The 17,257-nt window shown below is 64.6% G+C and carries 19 protein-coding genes; 10 read left to right on the plus strand and 9 right to left on the minus strand.

The window, feature by feature from the left end:
- Positions 1 to 153: 153 nt before the first annotated feature.
- Both C2U70_RS27410 and C2U70_RS27415 read left to right on the plus strand, forming a co-directional pair.
- Positions 154 to 591 (plus strand): VOC family protein, encoded by a 438-nt coding sequence (locus tag C2U70_RS27410; protein ID WP_140981748.1) that lies wholly within the window; start codon positions 154 to 156, stop codon positions 589 to 591.
- Positions 592 to 699: 108 nt separating this feature from the next.
- Positions 700 to 1,353 carry an FABP family protein gene (locus C2U70_RS27415; protein ID WP_140981749.1) on the plus strand — a complete coding sequence of 218 codons (654 nt, stop codon included), beginning with the start codon at positions 700 to 702 and terminating at the stop codon, positions 1,351 to 1,353.
- Between the two features lie 17 nt (positions 1,354 to 1,370).
- Here C2U70_RS27415 and C2U70_RS27420 read toward each other — a convergent pair whose 3' ends face one another.
- A complete protein-coding gene (locus C2U70_RS27420) occupies positions 1,371 to 1,760 on the minus strand; it encodes a hypothetical protein (protein ID WP_140981750.1) in 390 nt (129 codons plus the stop codon).
- A 117-nt stretch (positions 1,761 to 1,877) separates the two neighbouring features.
- Between C2U70_RS27420 and C2U70_RS27425 the strand changes: the two genes are divergently transcribed.
- Entirely contained in the window at positions 1,878 to 2,315 is a 438-nt protein-coding gene (locus tag C2U70_RS27425) for an EVE domain-containing protein (protein WP_140981751.1), read from the plus strand.
- A gap of 41 nt (positions 2,316 to 2,356) precedes the next feature.
- On the opposite strand, the gene C2U70_RS27430 is transcribed toward C2U70_RS27425, so the two are convergent.
- Positions 2,357 to 2,686 carry a hypothetical protein gene (locus C2U70_RS27430; protein WP_186294507.1) on the minus strand — a complete coding sequence of 110 codons (330 nt, stop codon included), beginning with the start codon at positions 2,684 to 2,686 and terminating at the stop codon, positions 2,357 to 2,359.
- 342 nt (positions 2,687 to 3,028) lie between these two features.
- Here C2U70_RS27430 and C2U70_RS27435 point away from each other — a divergent pair, with 342 nt between their 5' ends.
- Complete coding sequence (locus C2U70_RS27435; protein WP_186294508.1) at positions 3,029 to 4,588, plus strand: oleate hydratase; 1,560 nt, start codon at positions 3,029 to 3,031, stop codon at positions 4,586 to 4,588.
- 13 nt (positions 4,589 to 4,601) lie between these two features.
- Here the strand turns inward: C2U70_RS27435 and C2U70_RS27440 are convergent, their stop codons facing one another.
- The 6 genes from C2U70_RS27440 to C2U70_RS27465 all read right to left on the minus strand — a co-directional run bounded on the left by C2U70_RS27440 (position 4,602) and on the right by C2U70_RS27465 (position 10,063).
- On the minus strand, positions 4,602 to 5,180 hold the full coding sequence (locus C2U70_RS27440; protein WP_140981754.1) for a hypothetical protein: 579 nt from the start codon (positions 5,178 to 5,180) through the stop codon (positions 4,602 to 4,604).
- 205 nt (positions 5,181 to 5,385) lie between these two features.
- On the minus strand, positions 5,386 to 6,129 hold the full coding sequence (locus C2U70_RS27445) for a CoA transferase (protein WP_140981755.1): 744 nt from the start codon (positions 6,127 to 6,129) through the stop codon (positions 5,386 to 5,388).
- A 3-nt stretch (positions 6,130 to 6,132) separates the two neighbouring features.
- Positions 6,133 to 6,951, minus strand: a complete 819-nt coding sequence (locus C2U70_RS27450; RefSeq protein ID WP_140981756.1) for a CoA transferase subunit A — start codon at positions 6,949 to 6,951, stop codon at positions 6,133 to 6,135.
- 34 nt (positions 6,952 to 6,985) lie between these two features.
- Positions 6,986 to 8,299, minus strand: coding sequence for a tetratricopeptide repeat protein (locus tag C2U70_RS27455; RefSeq protein ID WP_140981757.1), 1,314 nt, complete (start codon positions 8,297 to 8,299; stop codon positions 6,986 to 6,988).
- Positions 8,300 to 8,312: 13 nt separating this feature from the next.
- The gene (locus C2U70_RS27460; RefSeq protein ID WP_140981758.1) at positions 8,313 to 9,323 is read right to left on the minus strand and encodes an aldo/keto reductase; all 1,011 of its coding nucleotides are present in this window, start codon (positions 9,321 to 9,323) and stop codon (positions 8,313 to 8,315) included.
- A gap of 314 nt (positions 9,324 to 9,637) precedes the next feature.
- Entirely contained in the window at positions 9,638 to 10,063 is a 426-nt protein-coding gene (locus C2U70_RS27465; RefSeq protein WP_140981759.1) for a PaaI family thioesterase, read from the minus strand.
- A 67-nt stretch (positions 10,064 to 10,130) separates the two neighbouring features.
- Here C2U70_RS27465 and C2U70_RS27470 point away from each other — a divergent pair, with 67 nt between their 5' ends.
- Both C2U70_RS27470 and C2U70_RS27475 read left to right on the plus strand, forming a co-directional pair.
- Positions 10,131 to 10,760, plus strand: coding sequence for an NUDIX hydrolase (locus tag C2U70_RS27470; RefSeq protein WP_140981760.1), 630 nt, complete (start codon positions 10,131 to 10,133; stop codon positions 10,758 to 10,760).
- Positions 10,761 to 10,815: 55 nt separating this feature from the next.
- Positions 10,816 to 12,003, plus strand: a complete 1,188-nt coding sequence (locus C2U70_RS27475; protein ID WP_140981761.1) for a hypothetical protein — start codon at positions 10,816 to 10,818, stop codon at positions 12,001 to 12,003.
- Between the two features lie 123 nt (positions 12,004 to 12,126).
- On the opposite strand, the gene C2U70_RS27485 is transcribed toward C2U70_RS27475, so the two are convergent.
- Positions 12,127 to 12,429, minus strand: a complete 303-nt coding sequence (locus tag C2U70_RS27485; RefSeq protein ID WP_140981762.1) for a hypothetical protein — start codon at positions 12,427 to 12,429, stop codon at positions 12,127 to 12,129.
- Between the two features lie 183 nt (positions 12,430 to 12,612).
- Here C2U70_RS27485 and C2U70_RS27490 point away from each other — a divergent pair, with 183 nt between their 5' ends.
- The 4 genes from C2U70_RS27490 to C2U70_RS27505 all read left to right on the plus strand — a co-directional run bounded on the left by C2U70_RS27490 (position 12,613) and on the right by C2U70_RS27505 (position 16,840).
- Positions 12,613 to 13,092, plus strand: coding sequence for a hypothetical protein (locus C2U70_RS27490; RefSeq protein WP_140981763.1), 480 nt, complete (start codon positions 12,613 to 12,615; stop codon positions 13,090 to 13,092).
- 157 nt (positions 13,093 to 13,249) lie between these two features.
- Complete coding sequence (locus C2U70_RS27495; protein ID WP_140981764.1) at positions 13,250 to 14,197, plus strand: TAXI family TRAP transporter solute-binding subunit; 948 nt, start codon at positions 13,250 to 13,252, stop codon at positions 14,195 to 14,197.
- Positions 14,198 to 14,357: 160 nt separating this feature from the next.
- Complete coding sequence (locus C2U70_RS27500) at positions 14,358 to 16,469, plus strand: TRAP transporter permease (RefSeq protein ID WP_140981765.1); 2,112 nt, start codon at positions 14,358 to 14,360, stop codon at positions 16,467 to 16,469.
- Complete coding sequence (locus C2U70_RS27505; RefSeq protein ID WP_140981766.1) at positions 16,430 to 16,840, plus strand: DUF1850 domain-containing protein; 411 nt, start codon at positions 16,430 to 16,432, stop codon at positions 16,838 to 16,840. The genes C2U70_RS27500 and C2U70_RS27505 overlap by 40 nt, the downstream gene beginning before the upstream one ends.
- The last annotated feature ends 417 nt before the right edge of the window (positions 16,841 to 17,257 follow it).

Here is a 17,257-nt window from a genome sequence, read left to right on the forward strand (position 1 = left end):
ATCCACGTTCTTCGTGCGGTGAGAAAGGTCGTGGATGGCCGGGACGAGCCCGGCCATGACGACAGGGGGGACGCAAATTGATTCTCCATCTCGTGTCGGATCCCGCCCCGCCCGTTCGTCCTCCGACCAAGCCCACGCAAAACGGAGTTCGCCGTGACCTCGATTACCCCCTTCCTCTGGTTCGATAACAACGTCCCGCAGGCGGTTGCCTTCTACAAATCGGTGTTTCCCAACGCCAAGGTCGAGGTCGTGAATGATTTCATGGCGGCGTTCGAGCTGGAGGGGCAGAAGTTCAACGCGCTGAACGGCGGGCCGCAATACAGGTTCAACGAGGCGGTGTCGTTCTTCATCAGCGTCGAGACCCAGGAGGAAGTGGACTATTTCTGGAGCCGGCTCACCGCAGAAGGCGGGCAGGAATCGCGCTGCGGCTGGCTCAAGGACAAGTTCGGCCTGTCCTGGCAGGTGATCCCGAAGGCGCTCAGCCGCTACATGAGCGATCCCGACCGGACCAAGGCGGACCGCGTCATTCAGGCGATGTTGAAGATGCAAAAGATCGTCATCGCCGATCTCGACAAGGCGTATGCCGGCTGACGTCACACTATCGCGCCAGCATGGCGCGGCGAGCAGCAATGCAATGACGGGATTCGACGCCTCGCGCCGCGCGCCTTATCATGGGTGCGCTCACGCGCGAGGTTTCCCATGCTGCCGATCCCTGCCGACATCTTTACCGAGCCCGAGGACGTCTCGCCGGACGCCTTGGCGAATCTCGGACCGCTGCGCCGGCTCGCCGGCGTGTGGCAGGCCGACAAGGGCGTCGACATCAACCCGAAGGCCGAGGGGCCGGAGCGGCGGGTGTTTCGCGAGCACATCCGGATGGACCCGATCGATCCGCAGGCCAACGGCCCGCAACTCCTCTACGGCTTGCGCTATCACATCCACATCAACACGCCCGAGGAAGACATCACCTTTCACGACCAGGTCGGCTATTGGCTCTGGGAGCCCGCGACCGGCCTGATCATGCAGAGCGTGACCATCCCGCGCGGCCAGGTGCTGCTCGCCTCGGGTGTCGCGAAGCCGGACGACAGGACGATTTCCGTGAGCGCGAAGCGCGGCGACACGCGCTACGGCATCTGCTCGACCGAGTTTTTGGACGAAGCGTTTCGGACCGACAGCTACGCTTGCGACATCACGTTCAACGACGACGGAAGCTGGAGCTACCTCATCCAGACCAATCTGTTCGTGAAGGGGCAGGGCGCGTTCAACCATCACGACACCAACACGCTGCAGCGGATCGCGGCACCGACGCCGAATCCGCTGGCGACGATCTTGAGCGAGCGCGAGAAGCAGAGATAGGAGCGATGGAGGCGCGCTCAGCGCGCCTCCATGCGCGCCATTGCCCAGCGCACCGCCAGTCCTATTCCCACGACGGGCAGGACGACCGCGCCGCCACTCAGTGCGGCGATGACGAGCTCGAACGGCCACAGGTTGTGCGAGGTCGGATCGGCCGCGGTGTCCTTGACGATCGAGACGATGTCGATCGCGGGCACCGCGAGCAGCATGGTCACGGCGATCAGCTTGACCCGCGCGACCTCGGCGATAACGAGGACGAGCGTCAGGAAGCCGAGCAACAATGCGCCGGGCAAGACGGCAAAGTGACCGCGGTTGATCTCGGCATAGGGCAGGCGCCAATAGGGAATGCCCGCCGCCAGCACCACGACGGCAAAGGCAAGCAGCACCCAGAGGAAGCCAAGACCTTTCATGGGGGCATTGTCGCAGGGCTCGCTTAACAGGTTCTGACGGCGACTGCTGACAGGATCTGGCAGCAGGCCCTGCTAGACCTCCGGCGTCCCGCCCGTCGGGAGCAAGCGGAGGACATCATGCACAAGAGCTGGATCGCGGTCGCCTCGGCGGAGCACGTCCGGATCGGACGTGCCAACGGCTTCATGCAGGTCTGCCACGGCAAGGGCGGCCCGCTGCGCCGGATTTCACCGGGCGATCAGGTCGCCTATTACTCGCCGGTCGAAAAGCTCGGGGCTAAGGATCGCCTGCAGGCGATCACCGCTGTCGGCATCGTCAAGCCGGGTGCGCCGTATCAGGCCGACATGGGCGGTGGGTTTCGGCCGTTCCGCCGCGACGTCGCCTGGAGCGACGCCGCCGAGATCGCGATCCGGCCGCTGCTCGGCAGCCTGGCGTTTGCCTGCGACAATCCGAACTGGGGCTATCAGCTTCGCTTTGGCCTGTTCGAGATCGAGGCCGACGATATGGAGTTGATCCGTCACGTGGCGACGGCGCAGCGGCCGCTGCTGCTGGCTTGACCCGTAAAAGAAAGGGCCCGCATCGCTGCGGGCCTTGTCCCTTACCAGCGACCGCCGCCGAAGCTGAAGGTCACGCCGGGACCGCCGCCATAGTAGCCGTAGGGGCCGCCGCCGTAATAACCGTACGAGCGCGGATAGTAGCCGTAGCTGCGATAATGCGGGCGATAATAGCCGTGATGCCGCCAATGCTGATGGCGGTGACCATTCCAGTGATGGTGGCGATGGCGCGCGCTGAAATCGGTCGAGCGATCGGCTTGCGATGGCGTCGCCTGCGCGTCAGGCTTGGTCGTGGCGGGGCCCGCGGCGTTCGCCGCAGATCCACCGGCAAGCACCGCTGCACCGACGGCCATTGCGACAACGAGATTCTTCATTTCGTCACTCCAGTTGAATGTGAAGCGACAACGAGCGCGCATCGCGCGCGTTCCGGCGATGCAGGTTAAGAAATCGACAGATGGCTGGAATCCTGCGGGAAATCGTAGTGCTGCGACGATGCGCCGCTTCGCGTGGGTGCGATATCAGCGTCGAATTGACGCGGGACACGATCACGGATGCGGAATTGGACATCCGTGCCGTTCCGCAAGCGCGGCGAGAATACCGTCCGCGCTCACTTCATGGTGATCTACGACGACGGCTGCACTTGATCCAGCGCAACTTTCCGCACGCCTTCGCGATGCATTGTCCGCGCGGAATTTGAACTGCAATCGAGGCAAGTCATGAAGGCATTTTTCATCGGCGGTGGCATCGGATCGCTCGCGGGCGCGGCGTTCCTGATTCGCGACGCGCATCTCCCCGGACGAGAGATCGTGATCTACGACGCACAGCCGATTTTTGGCGGAAGCCTGGACGGTGCGCGGCTTCCGAACGGCGCGTATTCGCTGCGCGGCGGCCGCATGCTGACGACCGATCACTATGAATGCACCTGGGACCTGCTGTCGTCGATTCCGTCGCTCGCACGCCCCGGCATGAGCGTGCGCGACGAGACCGTCGCCTTCAACGAGGAGAACAGGGCCAATTCCCGCGCGCGGCTGGTCGATCGCAACCGCTTCAAGGTCGACGTCTCGCATATGGGATTTTCCGCGCGCGACCGGCTGGAGCTGTTGCGGCTCGTGGAGACGTCCGAAGAGAAGCTCGGCACGAGCCGCATCACCGACTGGCTGTCGCCGCCGTTCTTCAAATCCAATTTCTGGTACATGTGGCAGACCACCTTCGCTTTCCAGCCCTGGCATAGCGCGGTCGAGCTGAAGCGCTATCTGCACCGTTTCATGAACGAGTTTCCGCGCATCGAGACGCTCGGCGGCGTCAAGCGCACGGTCTACAATCAGTATGACGCGATCGTCCGCCCGCTGACCGATTGGCTGAAGCGCCAGGGCGTGCAGTTCGTGCAGGACACGAGCGTGACCGACATGGTGTTCGAGAAGCAGGGCGAGCGCCTGCGCGTGCGCCAGCTCGTGCTCGACCGCGACGGGCGGACGGCGAATGTCAGGCTCGAGGACGACGACCTCGTTTTCTTCCAGAACGCCTCGATGACCGATGCCTCGAGTCTCGGCTCCATGACGGAGCCGCCGGTGCATCTGACCAAGGCGGACAGCCAGGGTTGGGCGCTGTGGGAGAAGATTGCCGCGGGACGGCCGGAGTTCGGCAATCCCGCCGCGTTCAACACCTCGATCCCTGAATCGTACTGGCTGTCGTTCACGGTCACCTGCCGCGACACCCGCTTCTTCGACCGGATGGAGGCGTTCTCGGGCAACAAGGCCGGCACCGGGGGGCTCGTGACGTTCAGGGATTCCAACTGGCTGATGTCGGTGGTGCTCTATCACCAGCCGCATTTCGCCGACCAGCCGCCGAACGTCCAGGTGTTCTGGGGCTATGCGCTGCACCCCGATCGCATCGGCAATTTCGTGGCGAAGCCGATGTCGGATTGCGGCGGCGCCGACATTCTCAGGGAGCTTTGCGGGCATCTCAATTTCGATCCGGCCGTGTTCGACGATTCGATCTGCATTCCCTGTCGCATGCCCTACATCACCAGCATGTTCATGCCGCGCGCGGCAACCGACCGGCCGCTTCCGGTGCCGGCCAATTCGGTCAACCTCGCCTTCGTGAGCCAGTTCGTCGAAATCCCTGACGACGTCGTGTTCACCGTCGAATATTCAGTGCGCGCGGCGCAGATGGCGGTGTATCAGCTCCTCAAGATCGATCGTCCGATTCCACCCGTGACGCGTCACGACAAATCGCTCGCCGTCATCTTCGCAACGCTCGAGAAGGCGTTTGCGTGACGCGAGGGATCCGTTACTTGAACGGATCCTGGATCGACGGCGCGGATTGGCGCACGCGGCGCACGCTGGCCGGCGTGCCGTCGGAAACGAACAGCAGCTCGTATTTGCGTCCCTCGGTGTCGGTCGCCGAGCAGGTGATGTCGGAGACCTTCCTGGCGGCAAAGTTGCCGGTCTGGCGGCAGACGCCTTTCGAGGCCTGCTCCGCCGGCACCGGCAGGCCGTCCACCTTGGGCCGGTCCTTGGAGTTGAGCAGCATGCGATCGATCGGCAGTTCGTAGGAATTGTCGTCGGCGCGCTTGCCGTTTTCCCCTGAGAACGAGACGACGTGGTTCGCGTCGGTGGGATCGTCGACGGCGACGGCAAAATTGACGCGGCCCTTGTCGCCATGCGCGTAGGCGACGACCTTGCAGGCGAAATCGCGCCCGGCGATTTTCAGCGTCGTGCACTTGCCCGACATCAGCGCGAGCAGGTCGATGAAGGCGTTGTGCTGCGCCGGCGGATTGGTGGCGGGAACGGAATCAGCCGGGCCTGCCCAGGCAGGGCCGGCGAGGGCGATCAGGGCTGCGGCCAAAACCGGTCGGCAGAGGCGCATCGTGAGGCTCGGTCGGTGACGCGAGGGGGCGGAAAAGGTCCGTGCATCAACCATTAGGGGCGCAAATGGTTGCGATCCCGTATGCCGTGCGAAGCCCATTGCCCAAAATGCCACCGCGCCACCCGCCTTCGGCGATTCGCCGAACCGCCGCATCCTGTCCCGGCGCGCACCTGTCGGGAAGGGCGTGTTTTTTTCGTGGCGGGATTCAAGCGGCCTGCTTCATGCTCCGGGCAAAACCGGGATAAGTCTCGGCCAGTTCATCCAAAATCTGCCCCCGCAAGAGCGCCAGCGTTGCCGCATCCGGCCGCGGTGTCTCGGCGATCACGTCCGGCTCCTCATAGGCAAAACCGGTGTTTTCCCTGATGTCGGCCGGCGTGAACGGCGCGTGCACCGAGCGCAGGGAGAAGCGGCCCGCGTCGCGGTCGAAATCGAACAGCGCCATGTTGGTCAGCAGCGCATAGGGGCCGCCGCGGCGGGCCACTTCAGGCGTCGTCGCCTTTGCACTGATGAAATCGACCTTTGGCACGAACACGCGCGGCGAGTGCTCCTCGCGAAACAGGATCACGCGCGGGATCAGGTGATAGAGATAGGCCGAGCCGAACGAGCCGGGCCAGCGCACATCGGTGCGGGGATAATCGCCGGTGCCGACGAGATTGATGTTGCCGTGCCCGTCGATCTGCCCGCCGCCGAGGAAGAAGGCATCGACGCGGCCCTGCGCTGCGCAGTCGAACAGCTCGATCCCGCCATTGGTGAAGAAGTTGTGCTTCTGCGATCCGAGGATCGAAATACGCACCGGCGGCTTGCCGTCGCGCATCTCGCGGGCACGCAGCAGCATGGCGCCGGCGGCGGGGATCGGCGAGGACGCGCCGACCGCGACATGTCTGACGCCGTCGAGGAGATCGGCGATGGTGGCGATGAGGGTCTCGCGGCGCTCGCGGTCGGATGACATGCGTCAGGCCACCTGTTTGCGGTGGGAGAGGAAGGTCGAGAGATAGGCACGAAAACCTTCTTCGCTGCGCGCCATCGCGGCGTAGCGCGCAATCTCGGCTTCGTCGGCGGGATACTCGTCCCACAGAGCGAGCGGCCAGGCACCGCGTTCGGCGACCGCGATCGCATCGACATAGAGCGCGGGCAGCACGCCGGCTGCGGAGTCTTCCGTCGCCAGCAGATTGCGGTCGACGATGCGCTCGACGGTGACCAGCGTTCGCTTGGCGGCGTAGGCCATAGTGGCGAGCTCGCGGAAGCGGCCGATCCGGATGTTGCCGTCGCGATCGGCCTCCGGCGCGTGGAACAGCGCGACATCGGGCTTGATCGCCGGCACCACCACGACCTTGCCGCCATCGCCGACCGGGCTGTCGATCACCTTCCAATCGGGGCGCACCGCGAGCAGGTCGCTGCCGATGATGCCGGCGATCGGCATGAACGGCACGCCGTGCTGGGCGGCGATGAGGCCGGCGTGAATCGCGGGGCAGGTCGCATCGCGCATGCGGAAGGAGCCCGCCTTGATCGCGGCGCCGAAGCGTGGTGCTGCGCCGGCTTCGCCGAGCGAGATCGCGCTGGTCTCGAGCGTCGCCACCGCGCCGGCGCCGATCAGCAGATCGCCCTGCAGGCCGCTGATGGGGACGCAGACCAGATGAAGATTGTCGATACCGGCCCTGATGATTTCAGCGGTCGCCGCCATCGCGACGCCGGAGCGGTCGACCGGCACGGCCAGTGTCTGCCCCGATGCGATGCGGGAAACGAGCGCATCGAGCGCAACGATTTCGGTCATGGGCGTCCCTCCCGTTTATTTGGTCCATCCTGCCTCAGGCCGATGCGGCCTGCCAGCGCGTATCGCGCAGGGAGGGTCGGCGATGCAGGCGGGTGTCGAGCAGTGCGCGAGCGCGGGCGACGTCGCCGCTGCGCATCAAGGCGACCAGAAACGTGTCCTCGATCAGCTCGCGCTGCGCGTGGCTGCCGCCGATGCGCACGACCTCGGTGATGACGGGTGCGAGCATGCGGGCGCAGCCGGCAAAGTCCTCGTCGGCAAAAGCCTGCACCGCCCGGCAGATCGCAGGTACCACGGGACCGGCCGGCAGCTTGCCCTCCGCGATGCGCTGGTCGATGACGGCAAGCCGCGTCGCCAGAGCCTCCTGGTTCTGCGTCGCGGCCGCGAGCAGCGCCATGTGGACGTCGGCGAAGGGAAGCCCCGATTTCGGAAACAGTTTTTGCGCCGCGGTGTCGGCCTCGGCCCACAGCGCCTTCGGCACGGTATGGCCGTAAGCATCGAGCCGCCACAACAGCCCGGCGGCATCGGTGATGACGTTGAGGGGCGGGGCCTGGTTGACGGAGGGCTGCAGCACGTCGGCATAGATCGCGAGCGCGCGCGCCGCGTCGCCATATTCGAGAGCGCCGAGCGCCTGATGCCAGCGGATGTGGCCGTGCAAGATTCCGGCGCGGTCGTAGGTGGGGATCCAGTCCTCGACCAGCCGGTTCGCCTCGTCGACCGAACCGTCCTCGAACATCGCGTGCAGCACGGCGTGCGCGCCATGCGCGTTCGCGCGGCGGAGATCGAAGCCGCGCTGGGTCATGGGACGACCGCGCGCGACATTGCCGTTCTCGGTCAGCGCCCAGCCGTGCAGCGTGAGGAACCACCAGTCCTCGCCGTAATGATGCGCGACGCGACCGCAGAGATCTTCTCGCGCCTGGTCGTGATCGGCCATGCCGGAAAACGCGAACAGGCCGAACGCACCGAGCGGCATCGCCATGACAAGCGCATCGCGCGGCCAGGCCTCGATATGCCTGAGGGTGGCAGCGAGCGCCTCGGGCAGCCGCCCCTCGACCGCGAGCGCTAGCGCCTCGACATGGGCGCGCTCGCGCAGCGAGCCATGTTTGGCGACGAGCTCGCGCGCGGTCGCGGCTTTCTTCCGCGCGAGATCACCTTGCTGGTAGAAGGAGTGCAGCCGGGCGCGGGCGATGTGCGGCAGCGCGAAATCCGGATCGGCCACGATTGCGCGCTCCAGGGCTTCCGCCGCGCCGGTCCAGCCCGCGAGCATGAGGTCCACGCCCTCGCGATAGGCGGATGCCGCCTCGTCCGACGACGTCGAGATCAGGAGCCCGTAGCGATCTTCGTGCGCCATCATCGCCTCCTCGTCACGCCGTCCGCGCGCGGCGGCCTTCGATCGGGTAGGCCGGATCATTGTAGCCCGGCGTCGAGGGATGGCCCGGCGTCACCAGGCCGTCGACGAGCGCCTCGTCCTCGGCGGTGAAGCGATAGTCGAGCGCACGGATGTAGTCGTCCCATTGCGCTTCGGTGCGCGGGCCGGCGATGACCGACGTGACGAAGGACGAGTTCAGCACCCATGACACGGCGAACTGCCCGGCGCTGATGCCGCGCTTCTCCGCATGCGCCTTGATCTCCTGCGCGAGCCTTAGCGATTCCGGTCGCCACTCCGTCTGCATCATGCGCGTGTCGTTGCGGCCTGCGCGCGTCTCCTTGTCCGGCGGCGCATCGGGGCGATATTTGCCGGTGAGCACGCCGCGCGCCAGCGGGCTGTAGGGAACGATGCCCAAGCCGTAATAGCCGCAGGCCGGAAAATGCTCGACTTCGGGCATGCGGTTCATGGCGTTGTAGTAGGGCTGACTGACTACGGGGCGGTCGATGCCAAGGTCATCGCAGATGCTGCAGATCTCGGCGACGCGCCAGGCGCGGTAGTTCGAGACGCCGAAATAGCGCACCTTGCCGGCGCGGATGAGGTCGCCCATCGCGCGTACGGTCTCCGCAAGCGGCGTCGCATGGTCTTCCTTGTGCAGATAGTAGATATCGATCGCATCGGTGCCGAGCCGTTTCAGGCTCTCGTCGGCGGCCTGCAGCACCCAGCGCCGCGACAGCCCGCCGCGATTGGGATCATCGCCCATGGGGTTGGCGAGTTTTGTCGCGAGCACCCAAGCCTGACGGTTGTTGGAGATGGCGCGGCCGACAACTTCCTCCGAGCCGCCCTTCGAATAGGCATCCGCGGTGTCGATGAAGTTGACGCCGGCCTCGCGTGCTTTCGCGATGATGCGCCCCGATGTTGCCTCGTCCGTGGGACCGCCGAACATCATCGTGCCAAGACAGATTTGCGACACCTTTAGGCCGCTGCGGCCGAGCTGGCGGTATTGCATGGGCGGCTCCTTCTGCGCTTCCTCTTGAGAGCGAGCATATCCACCTCGCCCAGTCATTGCGAGCGCAGCGAAGCAATCCAGAACTGCATCCGTGGGAAGACTCTGGACTGCTTCGCTGCGCTCGCAATGACGAGGTGAGGGAAGCGCGATTACCTCCCAGACGTCGTCCTGGACAAGCGTAGCGAAGCGGAGCGCCGATCCAGGACCCATTACCCCAGGGAGGAGTTTGGCGAAGACTCGTGGTCGTCAGTCGCGCGCGGCAACTGCTCCCTGGGATAATGGGTCCTGGCTTTCGCCAGGACGACGGTGGACCGCTACCCCGGTCCCTTCAAGATCTTGAACACCCCATTCGCCATCACGATGCAGCGGTCGTCGACGGTGACTTCGGTGCTCATGAAGATGAGGCTGCGGGTCGAGCGCACCACGCGGGGGCGGGAGATCAGGATGTCGCCGATTTTCCCTGCTTCGACGAAATGCGTGTCGAGCTGCACGGTCGCCATGTAGTCCTTGCCGGAAACGTAGCGGGCGGTCATGCCGCAGGTGCGGTCGGCGAAAGTCATCATGACGCCGCCCTGCACCATGCCGCGGCGGTTGTGATGCTTGTCCTGGGTGGCGAGCGCGAATTCATAATGACCGTCGACCTTGCGCTCCCAGAGCGGGCCGACCAGATGGATGAAGCCGCTGGTGTCGACGATGGTCCAGCCGTCGGATTTGAGCTTTGCGGCGACCTTGTCGATCATTTTGGGTCCGTCTGTCAGCGGGCATCTCGGCCTCATTTCATCAAGCGCGGAGCTGGTGTAGTCAAGCATCATGAGACCGTTCGACGATGCCACACGGCGGAATATTGCGCAGGCCTGCGCAAGCTTCACGCGTGCGCCGGAAGCTGTGCAGCCGCAGGCGCTGAAGCACGCCGCGGTTGCGCTCACGCTGACCGCGACAGGAGAGGGCAGCGGCACCGCGTTCCTGCTGACGCTGCGCGCGTCGAGCCTGCGCGCGCATCGCGGACAGTGGGCGCTGCCGGGCGGACGCTGCGACGACGGCGAGACACCGGTCGACGCGGCGTTGCGCGAGCTCGACGAAGAACTCGGGCTGAAGCTCGGTGATGACGCGGTGCTCGGCATGCTCGACGATTATCCGACGCGCTCCGGCTATCTGATCACGCCGGTCGTGGTCTGGGCTGGCGAGAGTGCCGCGATCGTGCCGAACCCGGAGGAGGTTGCCTCCGTCCATCGCATCGGCCTCAACATGATCGAGCGCGAGGATGCCTTCGACTTCATCGCGATCCCCGAAAGCGCGCGGCGCGTGATCCGCTTCCATCTCCAAGGCAGCCTGATCCACGCCCCGACGGCAGCGTTGATCTATCAGTTCCGCGAGGTGCTGGCGGGCCGCGAAACCCGTGTCCGCGAGTTGGAACAGCCGGTTTTTGCCTGGAAATGAGATGGTAAACGCCACGTTAACGTGACGGTTACCGGATGCTTGCTACAAGGCTCGCATGCACCATTCGATTCGACATGTCCTGAGGCTGGTTCCACTCGTGCTCGTCTTGCTCGGGCCGCCGCACGCCGTCAGCAACGCCAAGGCCCAGCTGCTGTCGCAGTTTTTTGCGCGGAACGAGGGCGCCTCGCCTGCGGTGCTCGAATATCGCCGCAAGCTGAAGGAGTATCAGGAGGCGCGCGCCGCCTTCGACGAGGAGGCCGGCGCCTATTGGAGCCAGATCACGGAGAAGCGAAAAGGCCGCAACGCCAAGCGGCGCAACGGCCAGCAGGTCACGCTCGACGATTACGTGCTGACGCATCCGCCGCTCTACACGGGGCCGAAGAAGCCGGTGAACCCGGAGCCGGAGGAAACGCCGGACCGTCCGGTTCGAAAGCCGATTCCCGTGATGTCCGATTTGCTGCGCGCGGCGCAGGAGCTCTACCAGTTCACGCCGCAGCGCCCGTCGACCGAGGTCGAGTTCAAGCGCGCCTATGCGCGCTACGCGCTCGCCTCAGGCCTGACGCGCGAGCAGGCAGTGCGGGTCTATTCGTTCGAGACCGGCGGCACCGGCACGTTCGATGTGCAGGCGGGCATCGAGCATGGCGGCCGGCGCGCGATCTCGACCGCGATGGGCTACAACCAGTTGCTGACCACCAACAGCGTCGAGCTTTTGGCCGAGCAAGGCCATGAATTCATTCGTGCGCTGTCCGAGAAGGTGAGCAAGACTTCGGGACCGGCGCGCCAGTCGCTCGAGCACAAGCTCGCTGTCCTGAAGAAAATGGTCGCGCATGCCAAGTCGGTGCCGGATACCTGGTCGGAGCACGAGAAGATCGGCAACACCGCGCAGGGCTGGGCCATGCATGCGATGGTGCTCGACATCGACATCGGGCCGATGCTGCAGACCCACAAGCTGCTGACCTCGGTGCTGTTCGCCCGCGCCAAGGGTTACAACCGTCCGCTCTCCGCAGCCGAGCTCGAGATGATGAACCTCACCGGCGACGGCACTGGCCTCGACATGGTGACGATGCCGCAGGCGATGCGCGAGCAGGTGCCAACCTCGAACTTCTTCCAGCGCGGCGGCTACGAGCGCAACCCGGTTGCGATCCGCCATAACACGGTCGCAAAGCTGCTCGCGGTGACGGACGAGCGGATGGATGTGAACAGCGGCAAGGCCGGCGCAAGGGAATTGGCGGGGGCGTTCTGATCCGCCAGGCGAGCTGCCGTAGGGTGGGCAAAGCGCAGCGTGCCCACCATTCTCAACCGAAATGCGCTGATGGATGGTGGGCACGGCGCTGACGCGCCTTTGCCCACCCTAAAAGACTGCCCCCTACTGATCCGGGCCGAACTTGAACTTGCCGTCGCCTTCGAGATAGGGGCCGGAGCGCATGTAGAGCTGGCCGTTCTGGCCGATGAAGAACAGCGTGCCGCGCGGCACCTTCTTGGCGCCCTTCAACAACTCGCCGGCATTGCTGGTGCCCATCTTGTAGGAGAAGGTCTTGCCCTCCTTGTCATAGGCGTAGCCCATGTCGGACTTCAGCTCCCACGGAGTCGCGGACTGCGCCAGCGTTGGCGCGGCAAATGCGCCCAGCACGGCTGCGGCCCAAAATGTCTTTGTCAGAAACCCCTTCATCGTCATTCCTCCCCAAACCGTTTTGAACAAATCACGAACGATCTTTGCGGGTCAAGACACGCCCTTGTCGCAGGGATCACGTCTTGCCCAGCAGTTTGTGATTTTCCCTTCGGCCCCGCGCGACTATGTTCCGCTTTCCGTTTAAAACGCAATTGCACAAGAAGTTGGATGGGGATGATTCGAATGTATCAGGTCGCTAAAATCTGTTCGGCCGCCGCGCTGTCCTTGGTGACGCTGGCCTCGGCCGCAGAGGCCGACGAGTTCAAGCTCAGCCACAACCAACGGATTTCCTGCAGCCGCGGCCTTGCGCCGGGCAAGCTGAACACCGCGACCTGCAGATCCTACACCTATCTCTTCAATGCCAAGACCTCGGAATATTTCCGTTGCCAGGTTCAGCTGGCGATGACCCGCGACAACAAGGAAGTCATCAACGTGCAGACCGACGGCGGCTGCACCAAGAAGCCGCGCATCTTCGAGACCGACGGCAATTACGATTTCGACGCCACCGAGACCGAGCCGCCGAACACCAACTCGTTCTTCGGACCCGGTGGCTACTCTGTGTGGGCCGCCGACGTCGGCAACCAGAAGATCCGCGGCTGCATCACCATCTCCTCCGGCCTCGGCTCCGACATCTCCAAGTGCCTGGACATGAAGTTCGAGTAGGCCACGCAGGGCTGCGCCAGGACGCCGCACCTTCCGAGTTCCCTTGGGGGCTACCTGCAGGACCGCGTCCCGCAGCCCTGTTTTGCCTTTTGGATGGGTTGACCAAGCAGGCCCGTCCGGCCAACGTCCCCGGCATTTCTGGGGAGATACTGACATCATGACATCGAAATGGATCGGCGCCGTCGCCGCAGTCGCACTGCTCGCGTCGGCACCGGTGGCGAATGCGCAATCGTTCATCAACGTGCTGACCGGCGGCACCTCCGGCGTGTACTACCCGCTCGGCGTTGCTATCGGAAAGATCTACGGCGACAAGATTCCGAACGTGAAGACGCAGGTGCAGGCCACCAAGGCGTCGGTCGAGAATCTCATTCTGCTGCAGCAGGGCCGTGGCGAGCTCGCCTTCACGCTCGGCGATTCGCTGAAGGCCGCCTGGGACGGCGAGGAAGAGGCCGGCTTCAAGAACAAGCTCGACAAGCTCCGCACCATCGCCGCGATCTATCCGAACTACATCCAGATCGTCGCCACCGCCGACAGCGGCATCAAGACGCTCGCCGACCTCAAGGGCAAGAGCCTGTCGGTCGGTGCGCCCAAATCCGGCACCGAGCTGAACTCGCGTGCGATCCTCACCGCCGCCGGCATGAGCTACAAGGATCTCGGCAAGGTCGAGTACCTCCCGTTCGCCGAATCCGTGGACCTCATGAAGAACCGCCAGCTCAGCGCCACGCTGCAATCGGCGGGCCTCGGCGTCGCCTCGCTGAAGGACCTCTCGACCTCGAGCCCGATCACGGTGGTCGCGGTGCCGAAGGAGACCGTCGACAAGATCGGCCCGCCCTTCATCGCGGCCGTGATCCCCGCCAACACCTATACCGGCCAGGACAAGGACGTTCCGACCGCCGCGGTCGTGAACTACCTCGTCACGAGCTCGGCTGTGTCGGACGATCTCGCCTATCAGATGACGAAGCTGATTTTCGACTCGCTGCCGGAACTCGCCAACGCTCACGTGGCCGGCAAGGAGATCAAGCTGGAGACGGCCGCCAATGGCAGCCCGGTTCCGCTGCACCCCGGCGCGATCCGCTTCTACAAGGAGAAGGGGCTGATCAAGTAAGGGGGCGCTGCCTCCGGATCGTCATGCCCGGCCTTGTGCCGGGCATCCACGTTCTTGGCGGTGCCGGAAGTCGTGGATGGCCGGGACAAGCCCGGCCATGACGTGTGTGGCGTCAGCACCGATGATATAAAGAGCTCGGGCTGAGCTGGGGACGGATTGGATGCTAGAGAAGGCTGAGGGCGTCGCGGCGCCCGTCAAGGTCGAGTTCGACAATTTCGAGCATGGTTTTCCGGAGGGCTTTGGTCCCGGCTGGTGGGGCCATCTCGCTTATTGGATCGGCATCGCCTTTGCGACCTTCCAGCTCTATGTCGCGGCCTTCAACTATCTGCCGAGCCAGGTGGTGCGCGGCGTCCATGTCGGCTTCGTCGTACTCCTGACCTTCGGCCTGATCGGCAACTTCACCGCAAAAAGCAATTTTGGACGTGCGGTCGGCTGGCTGATCGGCGGCGCCGGTTTTCTCACCGGGCTCTATCAATGGATCTTCTATGCCGATCTGATCGCGCGCGACGGCGATCCGACGCGTCTCGACCTCGTGGTCGGTACGCTGCTCGCGGTGCTGATTTTTGAGGGCACGCGGCGGCTGATGGGCGCGGCGCTGCCGCTGATGTGCGGCGCGTGTCTGGTCTACTGGTTCTTCGGGCAATATCTGCCGGCGCCGCTCAACCATCGCGGCTATGACTTCGACCAGATCGTCACGCACCTCTCCTTCGGCACCGAAGGCTTTTACGGCGTGCCGATCTATGTCTCGGCAACCTACATCTTCCTGTTCATCCTGTTCGGCTCGTTCCTGGAGCGCGCCGGCATGATCCAGCTCTTCACCGACGTTTCTCTCGGGTTGTTCGGGCGCACCCGCGGCGGCCCCGCAAAGGTCGCGGTGTTCGCCTCGGGCATGATGGGCACGATCTCGGGCTCCGGCGTTGCCAACGTCGTCACCGTCGGCCAGTTCACGATTCCCCTGATGATCAAGTTCGGTTACCGCCGCGCCTTCGCCGCCGGTGTCGAGGCGACCGCCTCGATGGGCGGACAGATCATGCCACCTGTCATGGGCGCGGTCGCCTTCATCATGGCGGAGACGCTCGGCGTCCAGTACTCCGAGATCGTCAAGGCCGCGGTCATTCCGGCCGTGCTCTATTTTGCTTCCGCGTTCTGGATGGTGCATCTCGAAGCCGGCAAGCATGGCCTGGTCGGCATGAAGCGCTCGGAGATTCCGAGCGCGTGGAACGCGCTGGTGACGCGCTGGTACCTGGTGCTGCCGCTCGCCGCCCTCGTCTACATGCTGTTCGAAGGTTTTACGCCGCTCTACGCCGGCAGCATGGGGCTTGCGCTCACCGTGGCGCTGATTCTGGGCGCCAGCATCACCGCCGGCTTCTCCGCCACGGCCGTGCGCTACATCTTCTGGATCGGGCTTGCGCTCGTCGTCGGCGCACTCTCGCGCAACGGGCTGGAGATCGTTCCGGTGGCGAGCGTCGTCGTCGGACTGATCCTGATCACGGCTGTTACCCGCGGCGGTCTCGCCACCTTGCGCGCCTGCCGTGACTCGCTTGCCGAAAGCGCGAAGTCGGCGATCACCGTCGGCATGGCCTGCGCCATCGTCGGCGTCATCATCGGCATGATGTCGCAGACCGGCGTCGGCACGATCTTCGGAAGCTGGGTGATCGGCCTCGGCGAGAAGAGCCTGTTTTTGGCGCTGATCATGACCATGATCCTGTCGATCCTGCTCGGCACGGGCATTCCGACCATCCCGACCTACATCATCACCGCGGCGCTCGCGGCTCCCGCGCTGGCAAAGCTTGGCGTGCCCCTGATCGCGAGCCACATGTTCGCGTTCTATTACGGCATCATGGCCGACCTCTCGCCGCCGGTGGCACTGGCAGCTCTTGCGGCGGCGCCCATCGCCAAGGAGAACCCGGACAAGATCGGCTGGGAGGCGATGCGCATCGCGCTCGCGGGCTACGTCATTCCCTTCATCTTCGTCTATTCGCCGGCGCTGATGCTGCAGGCCGGCGATCCCATGGCGGCCAAGCTCGGCTTCTACGGCGCGGTGGCGCTGGCGAGCGTCAAGGCGCTGGTGGCGATCGGTCTGTTCGGTATGGTCGCGATCGGCTTCCTGTTTGCGCGGCTGACGGTCGCCGAGCGCGTGGTCGCGCTCGGCGCCGCGCTCTGCCTGCTCGGCGACTTCGCCTTCAGCGACACCATCGGCTTCGTGCTCGCGGCCGCCGTCGTGCTGTGGCAATGGCGGCAGCGGCCGCCGACGCCGGTCGAGGCGGCGTGAGCCTCTGCCTCGCCTCGGCGGGCAGCGTGAAGGCGCTGTCGCTCGCGGCGTTCACACTGGTGTGGACGCATTCGATCGAGAAGGTCGACTGGCAGGAGGACTGGCGCGTCACGCCGTCAGGCCTGCAACTGGTGCAGGCGCGCGTGAAAGGCACCGGCGCCGGCATGGAGCCGCCGCCCGAGGCGCGGCTCGTCGACGGCTGGTTTCAGTGGACGCCCAACAGCGCTCCCATGCAGGAGGTGGTGCTCGGCAATTCCGGTGCGGCGGGGGAATGGCGGTTGTGCGCGGGCGGAAAATGCCGGACGCTGTCGGACATTCTGGGGCATCCGATCGGTGCTGACGTCACCACGATGAGCGTTTGCGACCGTTGATTCGTGAAAAAGAGTCTCGAAAATCCATGCGCTGACAATCACTTATTCACATAGTGACCAGCAGCGTTCGAAAAATCGGCTCGCGCGGCACTCGCGTGACGCTTTTGCAATATTTTTTTGTTCGGCGTCGGACAATTGTCATATGTCACGCGGGCCTTTCGAATCTGCACGGCGATTCAAACCGTTGCTCCCGAGTCTGTGAACAACTCCCGCGCGGCGTTAACGCAGATGAAGTTTTTTGATCTCTCGACTGTGAATCAAATGCCTTGCGAGTCTCCGCGCATGCTGTATCCCTTAAGTCGTTCGCGGCGCTCACGATCTTGAGACCAGTGTGGTTTTGGAAACGGAGCGGGCGTGCAAATCGGCGGCGGTGTGCACGTTGGCGACGCTTTACCAAGCGATTGTCGGTACAGAACC

The sequence above is a fragment of the Bradyrhizobium guangdongense genome, from assembly GCF_006483445.1.
GTDB lineage: Bacteria > Pseudomonadota > Alphaproteobacteria > Rhizobiales > Xanthobacteraceae > Bradyrhizobium > Bradyrhizobium guangdongense_A.

Coding starts and splice junctions, on each gene's coding strand:
- C2U70_RS27415 (WP_140981749.1), top strand. CDS start 700: ATGCTGCCGATCCCTGCCGACATCTTTACCGAGCCCGAGGACGTCTCG.
- C2U70_RS27420 (WP_140981750.1), bottom strand. CDS start 1,760: ATGAAAGGTCTTGGCTTCCTCTGGGTGCTGCTTGCCTTTGCCGTCGTG.
- C2U70_RS27425 (WP_140981751.1), top strand. CDS start 1,878: ATGCACAAGAGCTGGATCGCGGTCGCCTCGGCGGAGCACGTCCGGATC.
- C2U70_RS27430 (WP_186294507.1), bottom strand. CDS start 2,686: ATGAAGAATCTCGTTGTCGCAATGGCCGTCGGTGCAGCGGTGCTTGCC.
- C2U70_RS27435 (WP_186294508.1), top strand. CDS start 3,029: ATGAAGGCATTTTTCATCGGCGGTGGCATCGGATCGCTCGCGGGCGCG.
- C2U70_RS27440 (WP_140981754.1), bottom strand. CDS start 5,180: ATGCGCCTCTGCCGACCGGTTTTGGCCGCAGCCCTGATCGCCCTCGCC.
- C2U70_RS27445 (WP_140981755.1), bottom strand. CDS start 6,129: ATGTCATCCGACCGCGAGCGCCGCGAGACCCTCATCGCCACCATCGCC.
- C2U70_RS27450 (WP_140981756.1), bottom strand. CDS start 6,951: ATGACCGAAATCGTTGCGCTCGATGCGCTCGTTTCCCGCATCGCATCG.
- C2U70_RS27455 (WP_140981757.1), bottom strand. CDS start 8,299: ATGGCGCACGAAGATCGCTACGGGCTCCTGATCTCGACGTCGTCGGAC.
- C2U70_RS27460 (WP_140981758.1), bottom strand. CDS start 9,323: ATGCAATACCGCCAGCTCGGCCGCAGCGGCCTAAAGGTGTCGCAAATC.
- C2U70_RS27465 (WP_140981759.1), bottom strand. CDS start 10,063: ATGATCGACAAGGTCGCCGCAAAGCTCAAATCCGACGGCTGGACCATC.
- C2U70_RS27475 (WP_140981761.1), top strand. CDS start 10,816: ATGCACCATTCGATTCGACATGTCCTGAGGCTGGTTCCACTCGTGCTC.
- C2U70_RS27485 (WP_140981762.1), bottom strand. CDS start 12,429: ATGAAGGGGTTTCTGACAAAGACATTTTGGGCCGCAGCCGTGCTGGGC.
- C2U70_RS27490 (WP_140981763.1), top strand. CDS start 12,613: ATGTATCAGGTCGCTAAAATCTGTTCGGCCGCCGCGCTGTCCTTGGTG.
- C2U70_RS27495 (WP_140981764.1), top strand. CDS start 13,250: ATGACATCGAAATGGATCGGCGCCGTCGCCGCAGTCGCACTGCTCGCG.
- C2U70_RS27500 (WP_140981765.1), top strand. CDS start 14,358: ATGCTAGAGAAGGCTGAGGGCGTCGCGGCGCCCGTCAAGGTCGAGTTC.
- C2U70_RS27505 (WP_140981766.1), top strand. CDS start 16,430: ATGGCGGCAGCGGCCGCCGACGCCGGTCGAGGCGGCGTGAGCCTCTGC.